General features: G+C 35.8%; 15 protein-coding genes. 6 read left to right on the top strand and 9 right to left on the bottom strand.

The window, feature by feature from the left end:
- Nucleotides 1-664, top strand: a 664-nt coding sequence (locus tag AACY61_RS03045) for a BamA/TamA family outer membrane protein (protein ID WP_339610060.1), incomplete at its 5' end; no start/stop codon positions are given.
- Between the two features lie 6 nt (nt 665-670).
- Here the strand turns inward: AACY61_RS03045 and AACY61_RS03040 are convergent.
- Nucleotides 671-859: a Lacal_2735 family protein gene (locus AACY61_RS03040; protein WP_339610058.1), complete on the bottom strand. Its 189-nt coding sequence runs from the start codon at nt 857-859 to the stop codon at nt 671-673.
- A gap of 179 nt (nt 860-1,038) precedes the next feature.
- On the opposite strand from AACY61_RS03040, the gene AACY61_RS03035 reads away from it, so the two are divergent.
- The 4 genes from AACY61_RS03035 to AACY61_RS03020 all read left to right on the top strand — a co-directional run bounded on the left by AACY61_RS03035 (nt 1,039) and on the right by AACY61_RS03020 (nt 4,136).
- Nucleotides 1,039-1,461: a DoxX family protein gene (locus tag AACY61_RS03035; protein WP_339610056.1), complete on the top strand. Its 423-nt coding sequence runs from the start codon at nt 1,039-1,041 to the stop codon at nt 1,459-1,461.
- Between the two features lie 57 nt (nt 1,462-1,518).
- Nucleotides 1,519-2,181, top strand: a complete 663-nt coding sequence (locus AACY61_RS03030) for a hypothetical protein (RefSeq protein WP_339610054.1) — start codon at nt 1,519-1,521, stop codon at nt 2,179-2,181.
- A 186-nt stretch (nt 2,182-2,367) separates the two neighbouring features.
- The gene (locus AACY61_RS03025) at nt 2,368-3,480 is read left to right on the top strand and encodes an alkene reductase (RefSeq protein WP_339610052.1); all 1,113 of its coding nucleotides are present in this window, start codon (nt 2,368-2,370) and stop codon (nt 3,478-3,480) included.
- A 107-nt stretch (nt 3,481-3,587) separates the two neighbouring features.
- The gene (locus AACY61_RS03020; protein ID WP_339610050.1) at nt 3,588-4,136 is read left to right on the top strand and encodes a hypothetical protein; all 549 of its coding nucleotides are present in this window, start codon (nt 3,588-3,590) and stop codon (nt 4,134-4,136) included.
- A 73-nt stretch (nt 4,137-4,209) separates the two neighbouring features.
- Here AACY61_RS03020 and AACY61_RS03015 read toward each other — a convergent pair whose 3' ends face one another.
- The 8 genes from AACY61_RS03015 to AACY61_RS02980 form a co-directional block, all read right to left on the bottom strand.
- A complete protein-coding gene (locus tag AACY61_RS03015) occupies nt 4,210-4,866 on the bottom strand; it encodes a hypothetical protein (RefSeq protein WP_339610048.1) in 657 nt (218 codons plus the stop codon).
- A 12-nt stretch (nt 4,867-4,878) separates the two neighbouring features.
- On the bottom strand, nt 4,879-5,514 hold the full coding sequence (locus tag AACY61_RS03010; protein ID WP_339610046.1) for a hypothetical protein: 636 nt from the start codon (nt 5,512-5,514) through the stop codon (nt 4,879-4,881).
- A gap of 12 nt (nt 5,515-5,526) precedes the next feature.
- Nucleotides 5,527-6,147: a hypothetical protein gene (locus AACY61_RS03005; RefSeq protein ID WP_339610044.1), complete on the bottom strand. Its 621-nt coding sequence runs from the start codon at nt 6,145-6,147 to the stop codon at nt 5,527-5,529.
- A 269-nt stretch (nt 6,148-6,416) separates the two neighbouring features.
- Nucleotides 6,417-6,632, bottom strand: a complete 216-nt coding sequence (locus AACY61_RS03000; protein WP_339610042.1) for a helix-turn-helix transcriptional regulator — start codon at nt 6,630-6,632, stop codon at nt 6,417-6,419.
- Nucleotides 6,633-6,635: 3 nt separating this feature from the next.
- A complete protein-coding gene (locus AACY61_RS02995; protein ID WP_339610040.1) occupies nt 6,636-7,172 on the bottom strand; it encodes a DUF2975 domain-containing protein in 537 nt (178 codons plus the stop codon).
- A 111-nt stretch (nt 7,173-7,283) separates the two neighbouring features.
- Complete coding sequence (locus AACY61_RS02990) at nt 7,284-7,766, bottom strand: DinB family protein (RefSeq protein WP_339610038.1); 483 nt, start codon at nt 7,764-7,766, stop codon at nt 7,284-7,286.
- A 10-nt stretch (nt 7,767-7,776) separates the two neighbouring features.
- Entirely contained in the window at nt 7,777-8,325 is a 549-nt protein-coding gene (locus AACY61_RS02985; RefSeq protein WP_339610036.1) for a GNAT family N-acetyltransferase, read from the bottom strand.
- A gap of 32 nt (nt 8,326-8,357) precedes the next feature.
- On the bottom strand, nt 8,358-8,843 hold the full coding sequence (locus AACY61_RS02980) for a DUF4199 domain-containing protein (RefSeq protein WP_339610034.1): 486 nt from the start codon (nt 8,841-8,843) through the stop codon (nt 8,358-8,360).
- A gap of 557 nt (nt 8,844-9,400) precedes the next feature.
- Between AACY61_RS02980 and cas1 the strand changes: the two genes are divergently transcribed.
- The coding region (gene cas1 / locus AACY61_RS02975; RefSeq protein ID WP_339610032.1) for a type II CRISPR-associated endonuclease Cas1 at nt 9,401-10,246 on the top strand (846 nt) is incomplete at its 3' end.

Raw genomic sequence — 10,246 nt, 5'->3', positions numbered from 1 at the left:
TTATTTTAATTCCAACCTGGATATTGCCGGAAACAGTCTGTCTTTATTTAGTGGTCAGTCAGGAGAAGCAAATTCCAAAACATTTTTTGGTCTCGAATATGCACAATATGCAAAAGCAGATGTGGATGTGAGGTATCACTTGAAATTGGGGTCAGGTCAAAAAATAGCAACCCGTGTTTTTGCAGGATTGGGAATCCCATATGGAAACTCAGAAGTAATGCCTTTCAGTAAACAATACTTTTCAGGAGGTCCTTATAGTGTGAGAGCCTTTCGAATTCGTTCATTGGGTCCGGGAACATTTAAACCCAATGAAGCCACGACTGACAACCCGTATTTTGACCGCACCGGAAACATCCGGCTGGAAGCAAATATTGAATACCGGTTCCCAATTTATCCCTTTTTAAAAGGTGCTGTATTTGCTGATGCAGGAAATATCTGGAACACAGATGAAAATGAATCGGTACCCGGAGGCAAATTTGAAAGTGATTTTATGAGCGAAATAGGAATAGGCGCAGGTGTAGGGCTACGCATTGATATTCAGAGTTTTGTAATACGTTTTGATTTGGCAGCTCCTTTAAGAACACCTTCCTTGCCTAAAGAGGAACGATGGAGTTTTGATGTAGAAAAACCTATATTAAACTTTGCTATTGGATACCCTTTTTGATAAATTTTAGTTGGGGAAAAGATTGGAACGAAGTAACCGCAATTGTGTAAGTACTTTTTCGGCTTCAAAATAAAAAATATCACTTAGGCTGTCATCAGACTGACGCAAGTTATAAGCGCGTTCTATTAATCGCTTGTATTTTTTTTCTAAACGACTTAAATTTACTTTAACTGCAGGGGGAGGTGATTTTTCCATTGTGCCACAAATTCTTTTATTGCTTAACCTTAAATATCGTAATTTTTTTTTATATAGAATGCACTAAACCAAATAATTAACATTTTATTTGTAAATCTGTTTCAACAATAGAATGTTAAAGTATGTGGTACTTAATAGTATATTAAATATTTTTACATTTTAATAGAATTCGCGAAACTATGAGTAACAATTACAAAACAATTTTAAACCTTAAAAACACCGATATTGCACTATTTTTATTAAGAATAGGAGTAGGGGGGCTTATGCTAACACACGGAATCCCTAAACTCATAAACTTATTTGACAGTAATCCTATTCGATTTGGTGACCCTATTGGGATTGGTATGGAGGCCAGCCTTGCATTGACTGTTTTTTCTGAGGTGATTTGTTCAATAATGATAATAATAGGTTTGGGAACTCGCTTGGCGGCCATTCCGTTATTCTTTACAATGGGTGTCGCTTTTTTTATCGTTCACGGTGCAGACCCCTTTAAAAACAAAGAGTTAGCACTGTTTTTTATGATTGTATATTTAGTGCTTTTCCTAACCGGAAGTGGCAAATATTCTTTGGATCAGTATTTTTTAAAGCGTAAAAAAGGATAGTAAACCATTCCAAAATAAATAGGTATGGTATTTGTGTCTTTATACAAAAATTAAACAATGGTCAGAGCAGTCTTAACAATTTTAATTATTCTAGCTTCAGCACCTCTGCTAGCGCAAATAGATAACCAGAGTGGTTTTGGTATGCCTATCAACGCCCAGCAAAGTACCAATAAGCTTGATGAACCCTTAAAGACAAACCGTAGTAGAAGTCTTTCTAACAACAACAGCTTTTTAAACTCCAACGAAAACAAACCCAAACCCTTGGCCGATGAAGAGGAAAAAGAGTTGAATATGACCACAGATAATGGTTTGATGACCCGTAAATTTGATTTCAAACCAAGCTGGTTGACCAAGGATAAAGAGTTTAAAGAAGAATATTATAAAGGTCAATTACTTGGAACTTTTGGTACTAAAAGTAATACAGTTGAGATCCTATGCCGCGACCATCAATATGTTGATGGAGATAAAGTAAAAATTTTGGTAAATGATGTTGCGGTTATCCATACCATTCACCTTAGAGAAGACTTTCAAAGCTTTATCATAGACCTTAAAGAGGGTAGAAACGTAATTGAATTTGAAGCCCTCAACCAAGGTAAATCCGGCCCCAATACAGCACAATTCAGAATTTACGACAATGCCGCAAACTTATTAACTGAAAATGTGTGGAATTTGGCAACAGGGGTTCGCGCTAAACTGGTGGTTGTCAAAAACCTTGAGTAGACTTTATTTGATTTTTTTGTAAGGATACCAGTTTTAAAATAGTATCCATACTCTAGATACTTCTTTTGTTCAGATTCTTTTTTAGACTTAGATTTAACGTAAATGAATCCATAAACTTATTTTTAATTTTTAACGAAAGTTTAATTGCACATACCTTTCAAAGATTTTAATTTTAAAGAAAAAACTATGAAAGGAAATCAACCCTTATTAACTCCGTTTAAAAGTAACAACTTAAGTTTGCCTAATCGGGTGATTATGGCACCTATGACCCGCAACCGTGCTAATAATGAAGGAAATGTACCCACTGAAGAACTGCAAGGGGTGTATTATGCACAACGTGCTTCTGCCGGTTTACTCATTTCAGAAGGTTCTCAGGTCTCAAAGAGAGCTGTTGGATATATCAATACGCCCGGAATCTATTCTGACGAACAAGTAGCAGGTTGGAAAAAAGTAACCCAAAAAGTGCATAATTCCGGTGGTCGCATTTTTATTCAACTTTGGCACGTAGGACGCATGTCACATCCCGATTTTCACAATGGAGAGTTACCTTGGGCACCGTCAGCCATTAATCCGAAGAGTAAATCCTACACGCCTGAAGGTTTTAAAGAAACCGTTACCCCCAAGGCTATGACTCTTCTAGAAATCAAACAAACCATTGAGGAGTTCAAACAAGGTGCTAAAAATGCTAAAACTGCCGGATTTGATGGTATTGAAATTCACGCTTCCAATGGCTATTTGTTTCATCAGTTTTTTAATGCAACATCAAACCACCGTACAGATGCGTATGGTGGTACTATTGAAAACAGGGCTCGCTTTCTCTTTGATGTACTGGATGCGGTGAGCGAAGTAATTTCGCTTAACAAAGTAGGGATTCGGTTAAATCCCTCTTTGCATGGTATTTTTGGTATGACAATGGATGAGGAAACCATTCCCACCTTTGATTATATCATACGGAAATTAAACGATTATGACCTAGCTTATTTACACTTGTCTGAGCCATTCAATGACGTTTCAAAGGTTCCTTATGCAGTTACTGAAATTGCAAAACGGTACAGGCCAATCTATCGAGGTACACTAATGATTAACACCAACTTTGACAGGGAAAAAGGCAATGCTGTAATTGCCGCTGGAGATGCAGACCTGGTAGCCTTTGGGAAACCATTTGTTTCTAATCCAGATTTAGTAGAACGTTTTGAGCAAAAAGCAGCTTTGACGCCATGGAATTCAAAAACTTTTTATACGTCTGGAAAGGAGGGATATATTGATTATGAACCTACTGAAAAAACCAAAACCGCATAATATTCTTAGGTAATAAGTTTTCCTCCTTTGTTAAAAATAACAGATGCTTAACATATTTTAAGCATCTGTTTTGTTATATTATGTTGGTAACCAAATATTTAAAAATTATGAAAACTTTCAACAAAGAATTTAAAACCCTTTTTATAGCCCTTACAGTTTTGTTTTTCACAAACCTGACTACAGGACAAAGCAAAGAAGAGTTAAAAATAATAAGCGCTTCACAGGAAGTTAAAACCACTTTTATTAAAAGTAATCCTGAGTTGGCTGACTTAATGCTAAAAGCATACGCGTATGTCATATTTCCTGATTTAAAAGAAGGTACGTATGCCAAAGATGGAGTTGCAGGTAGTGGAGCTGTATATTCCGACGGCAAAGTTATCGGAATAGCACAAGTTACGCAGCCTGATGCCGGTTTTGATTTGGAAGGAACATCATTCAGTGAGTTGGTTCTTTTTAAAAATGAAACACAATTTGAGCGTTTAAAAGAAGATAACTTAAGGCTTGTAACTGATATGCACGGAGTAATGATGGAAAAAGGAGAAACAAAAAGTATGCAGTACAGAGATGGAATGACCATTGTAACAATGCCACATAACAAAGCGCAGATTGACATTACTGTCGCAGGGCAAAGTTTCAGTTTTAATAAATTCAAATAATCAACCCTTCCTCAAACGTATTAAAGCAATGCTTCAGAGTACGTTAGATACTAGAAGCTTATTCAGCTCTTTTTTAATCAATATCAGGAAAGCCTCCGGGTAGAGGGGCTGTTCCTGTTTCTGAATTGTTCATATTCACTGAAATGGCATTGAGGCTTTTCGCTATAAAACCTTTGCGATAAATGACAATATTTAAAAAAATATCAACAGGGTTTTCATTATAACCTGTACCACTTCTAAAGGTTGAGTTGTTTACAAAAGCCCTTAAAAACCAAGTGTTGGTTGCAATATTTGGATATGCATAAAACTGATAACCTTCTATATAATCTTCATTCACATTACTCTTAAGCAACACATTGGTATTGTTGTTTTCTGCAGTAAAATAATACCCCTGAACTGTTACTATATAGTCTTCTGTACTTATTTTAGTATCATAATCCTGCAATCCATGTGTAGCAGTTTCCCTAAAAATAAACTGGGCATAGTTTATGGGTCCATATTTACTTTGTTGAATATCATATTCAATGATTTCACCATCTACTTTTTGAATCAGCAATTTTGAACCTCTTATCTGGGTTGAATTACCCGGGCTTTCTAAGTAGAGTTTGGTGTCAATTTTCACATTTCCCTGAACATCCAGTTCCGCTTGTGGGGTTTGAGTATTGATGCCCACTTGTGCTGCGACTGAATAAGTAAAACATAAAAGAATGAAAGGTAGTAGTTTTTTCATGATTGAATTTTTTTAGTATAAGTCAGGCACTGATGAGGCTGTTCCGGTATTGTTACCATTGAGGTTGGTTACAATTGGTGGCATGTTTCGGTAATAGGATTTGTCATACACAATCAAGGTCACATAGTATGTCAATGAACTACCATTTATCAAATCTAAGTCTCTGTTTTTTATCTCTAAATGCCATCGGTTATTGCTTATAAAAGTACGTATTACAAAAGTACCAATCGAGCGATCCCCGTCAACAATTTGTTTTTCTATAGCACCACCAACCTGACGGAAATTTGCAACACCTACAACAAAGTTATTTGCGCTGTATTGCAGGTTAACATCGGTTAGATTATCTCCAGAAACATTCGTAAATTCATAATTAACAACATTGATTGGAGCTACTGTGAGAGAGTCTACATCCAAAACCTTAATTTCACCAACAGGAGTAGAGTTTGTAAGCCTGCTAACAAGTTTAAAGTCTTCATCCAAAGAAGTTGCAGCGGGGAGGGGCTTGATGTTGAAGTTTTCCTGTACCAGTAAATCACCGGCAACGTGTAAATCTGCCTCGGGTTCTAAAGTACCAATACCAACTTGTGCATTTAAAGTTACACACAACAAAGTAAAGAAAAAAAAGGGCATACTAGTTTTACAAAGCATAAGCAGGTTATTTTAGTCAATAATGGGGTTAATAGCAGTTTCAGTGGTTTGATTGTTCATGGGGACTTCAATCTCACCAAATTGTTTTGATAAATCTTTTGAAAATATTAAGGTTGTTATAATCCAGGTTCCCGTTTCATTGGTATCCAAATTTTGAGCTGCAGGGAAATCGGCAATAATTCTCCATGTACCGTTTTGAACAAAAGCAGCAGTATAGGGCAAACTAAACTTATCAAGATTGTTGGTTAATGCTAATTCAGTATCATAATAGGCAGAAATACTAATCACATCAAAATCATCTGCATCAATCTGAGTGTCAAAGTTTAATACCCAGTCAAGATTTGCATTATTAATTACATATTCCTGAATATATCCCAATGCAGCTCCTGTAGGGTTGCTCACATCAAGGGTTTTAATATCGTTAGAAGCATCCTGAATGAGAAAGGTGGAGTTATCGTGGTCATCCATGGTCTCAATAACACCAATTTCCAAGTCGTTTGAAATCAACATAGAGCCCGCCACTTCAAGAGTGGTTCTTGGTGTAGTAGTGTTAATTCCGACCTGAGCTGCACTTAAGCTTACTTGAAGAATTAACACTATAGCCATAAAGCTACATAGTGTTATAGGTTTCATAAGTTTGTGATTCAGGGATACCAAAGATACAAAATCAATCTGGCTAATAGATTAAATGTCAAATATTTCGATTAAATGTATATTTGTGTAGCCGTTTATACTACAGACTTACGAAGAATGTAGAGATATGGTTTTAAAGTTACTTACAAATCTATATTAAAACCAATCTTGTTCGTTTGATAATTTTATGAAACAATAGTGTAGTAGTCCAATTTTACTATTTTACATAATATAAATTATAATGTATATAATAAATACAAACAAATACACTATAGAGCCGAATCCTTACTATATTCAAGTAGTTCTCCTGGTTGACAATCCAGAGCTTCACACAATGCTTCAAGCGTACTGAAGCGAATGGCTTTGGCTTTGCCTGTTTTTAATATAGAAAGGTTTGATAAGCTCAGGTTTACTTTTTCTGAAAGTTCATTCAATGACATTTTACGTTTGGCCATCATTACATCAAGATTTACTACAATAGCCATAACTTATACCGTTAAATCGTTTTCGTTTTGTAGAGCAACCCCTTTTTTAAAAATGGTTGCAATAATATAAAGTATGGCACCCATCAAAATAAATGCCTGGCTGTCTTCCCAATAATGATGGACGTTCTCAAAAACAAACCCTTGATCTTTTAAACCATTGGCTACCTGACTTCCTAAATAACTTAAGAAACCTATTGAAAGCGTATAATAGCTAATTTGTGAAATTTGTCTTGAAACAAACATATCAAACGGTTTTGCTAAATCCATTTTGTGCATCAGTTTGATTAGTATGTAAAATAAATAGGCTTTTAATACTGAAATGACCAGAATAAAACTGTAGATGTTGAAAAAAGCCCATTTACTTTCTTCGTATAAAGCACTTAAATCTAAATCATTATAAAGGTTTTTAATAAATTCAGGCTCATACAAACTGTAAAAGAAATTGACCAGCAAGCCACCGGCTTCAATGCATAAACCTACAAAAATGATCCATGCAACAATGTGTAAGCCTTTAAATACGAGGTTATTCGTTTTTGACATCCTTGTTTATGTTTTAAAATTGATGTCACAAATATAAAATAATTTATTGATAAACAATAAATATTTTATTAATAACACAAAATATATAACCTTAAGCAGTAAAATATTTACTTAGGATTGTTCACTTTGAGCCTGCCTTAGTATATTGATTAGTACGATTTGACCCAAGTGGTAATAGCAATGTTCAATAACTCCTTCTATGTTCCGTTGGTAACTGCCGTATTTTTCATCAGTAAACACGGCATCCAGTTGGGTATCTGTCATGGACTGTACTGCCTTGACAAAGCTGAGTGAAGTAACAAATAGCTGCTCTTTTAGTTCCATCCATTGAGCTTCAGAAGTGATGTCCGGCATATCAAAGCTGTATGCATCCCTTATTTCGAGCTTTCCGCCATTAAATACGTTCAAAATCCCCGCCAGATAATAATTTATGTGAAAAGTTAGGGCTGCTATTGTATTGAGTTTATTGATTTGAAACACGGCCTCCCTCCTCTTCAAATCTTCCAGTTGGTCTTTGTAGTTGGTGTTGGCAACCCAACGTCCGTTTAGTAAAACTTCCTCAAGGCGCCTTGACAATGATTCACTTCGTGTCATTCTGTTGGTATTAAATTAAATCTTGTTGACGCTTCCATTGGTCTCTATTCAAATGGTACCAATGATGGGGTTCATTGTCAAAAAGAAACTCACCTGATGCCTGCATCCCAACCTTGGTCAACACTTTGTTGGAAGCAGTATTATCAATATGTGCCGCACCATAAATATCTTTTAGCTTGAGTTGTTGAAAACCGTAAGCCAGAGAGGCCACAGCACTTTCTGTTGCATACCCCTTCCCCCAATATTTTTTTATGATCCTGTAGCCCAGGTCATAATAGTTTGTGTAGTTATTGGTAGGTGTTTTTTCAAGCTTTATACCTGTCCAGCCCAGAAAGGTGTTGGTTTCCTTTTCAATCATCGCCCAGCGGCCAATGCCATGGTCTTCATACTGCTGCCTGATGTATTTGATAACCTCCAGGGCTTGCGCTTTATTTTTAAGCGGTTTGTTGCCCAAATATGTATGCACATCAGGGTCTGAATCCAATGCATAAATACCATCAACATCAGTCAGCAGTAGTTCTCTTAGAACCAATCGGTCTGTTTCGGCAAAAATGGTCATTGTCAACTATAAAACAGTTAATCTGTGCATCGTTAGTTATTTTTTGATCTGATAAAAATCATTGCAATGGCCGTCGTGATGAATCCCATCACAACAGCTCCAAAAGCTCCCTGTATGGCATAGTTTTGAAAGTTGAACTGTGCCTCGGCATCTGCGGTAGTAGCATAATACCCCAACTCTACCGAACGCTGAATCACATTAGGAAAATACTCAGGCGTGATGACATAGGTGGTTATCCATTGTGCCAACGGACTCAATACAGCAATAAAGATAGAAAGCAAAATACCCGATTTCAAACCCTGTTTATAGCTCATCACCCCGTCATAAAAGTGTTTCTTTTTGTCTTTTAAGGCCAAAACCATCATCACAATGGCAGGAATGGCAAACAAGTTGGTAAGATACATGTGATAATCAATGTAAGTGTCATGCAGCCCCACCAGCTTTTCAAGCACCATCCACAAAAGTGCTACTACAGTGAATATAAGGGCCCATTTAATTTCAATTTGAATGGATTTCATAGTTGATTGGTATTAAGGAATTTATTCAATACTAAAATAATCAAAATAGCCTTTAATCAGAGTCTTTAATTTAAATTATTGAAGTAATTTATTTATAAAGTAAAATATAGCCGACATAAATTTACTTTAATTCACACTGTATTAGTGAATAGTGATTTATTTAAAATTATTCTAAAGAAGCTAAGGGTCGCTTTATTCCGGCTTTTGCTATGGAGTATTTATAAAGTATCTATACATCAGCCTACTTTTGACCCGTCCTGAAATAACTATACAGATTATTAAATAAATCCTATAATAACTATACAAATATAATTGTTAATCCTAAAAGAACTATACAGCTTCTTTTTAATTTATCGTTTTGTAAGTCAACGATTTATATTTTGAGAAGTCTTGCATTTTTATTGTTTACTTCAATAAATCAAAAATTGGGAAATGCAATAGCGTAATTGCGTTGGGATTATCCTTCATAAACTTCAATATTTAAACTCCGCTACCGCACGATTGAACCTGTAAATCAGCATATTAAATAATTTTACATATATTTAAAAAAATTAAATATGCTAAAACGCACCCTTTTTTTTGGAAATAAAGCATCCATAAATACCCGATTGGAACAGTTGGTCATCAAAACCGAACAACGCGAAACCACCATCCCCATAGAAGATGTAGGGTTTGTTGTAATAGAGCACCCAGAGATTTACATTTCAATTACTACCCTCTCAAAATTGACCGATAACAACGTAGCAGTTATTTTTTGTGACCAAAAGCATATGCCAAGCAGTATGTTGCTTAATCTTAACAGCCACCATCTACAGCAAGAGGTATTCAAAAATCAAATCAATGCCTCTGCCCCTCTCAAAAAACAATTATGGCAGCAAACTGTAAAAACTAAAATCAAACATCAGGCAAGCGTATTAAAAACCAAGAATAGAGACTATAAAGTGATGGAGTATCACGAGTCAAAAGTATTGAGTGGTGATACAGACAATCGCGAGGGTGCCGCAGCAGCACATTACTGGAAGCACCTCTTTGATTTTGATTTTAGGAGAGAACGCTATGGCGATTACCCTAACCCCTTTTTAAATTACGGTTATATCGTTTTAAGAGCAGCTGTAGCCAGAGCATTAAGCGGTAGTGGTTTACTCTGTACACTGGGCATCCATCACCATAACAAATACAATGCCTATTGTCTGGCCGATGATATTATGGAGCCATTTAGGCCATTGGTTGATATGAAAGTACTGGAAATCATAAAGAATTATGAAGAAGAAAATTTAACAACAACCATTAAATCTGAACTCTTAAGTGTGCTAACAGAGACCGTTTATTTTGAAGAAACCAAAAGCCCTTTAATGGTTGGTCTCTCTAAAACAGCATCCTCATTACAACAGTGTTTTGCAGGA

The sequence above is a fragment of the uncultured Planktosalinus sp. genome (assembly GCF_963973675.1).
Lineage (GTDB): Bacteria > Bacteroidota > Bacteroidia > Flavobacteriales > Flavobacteriaceae > Planktosalinus.
Note: the sequence above shows the minus strand (reverse complement) of the source record. Positions and strands in the feature narration are given on the sequence as shown.